This window comes from Erysipelatoclostridium sp. MSK.23.31, from assembly GCF_019125875.1.
GTDB lineage: Bacteria > Bacillota_I > Bacilli_A > Erysipelotrichales > Coprobacillaceae > Thomasclavelia > Thomasclavelia ramosa.
The window spans coordinates 1-341 of the sequence record NZ_JAHOCB010000140.1 but is presented as its reverse complement, the minus strand read 5'-3'; the positions used below and the strand labels follow the sequence as shown (position 1 = coordinate 341).

The following is a 341-nucleotide window of genomic DNA, read 5'->3' as shown; positions in this document are numbered from 1 at the left end:
GTATTTTTAGAATTAAAAGGGGCAGGCTCACGCAACATGGAATATGTCTTACAGGCACAGAACAGGGACTGGTATTCATTCTTAAACCGCTGTCTTGACTGTGGCGGTGTTATCCGACGTTTTGACTTGGCAATCAATGATATGTGCGGTCTGCTGGATATTCCTGTGCTATCTGAAAAATACAGAAATGGTGGTGCGGAATGTCGCTGTAAAAACTATGAAAATGTACAAGGTGGAAAATTAAGCGGAAAAAACCGTAATTTAGCAAGTACCCTTTATATCGGCTCAAAGGCAAGCACAAAATATTTCTGCCTGTATGAAAAACAAAAGGAACAGGCAAC

Annotated in this window: 1 protein-coding gene; it reads left to right on the top strand. The window is 40.8% G+C overall.

From position 1 onward, the window contains the following. Positions 1-36: 36 nt before the first annotated feature. Positions 37-341 (top strand): replication initiation factor domain-containing protein (locus KSU54_RS18685; protein ID WP_226908419.1); only part of this gene is annotated, 305 nt, incomplete at its 3' end.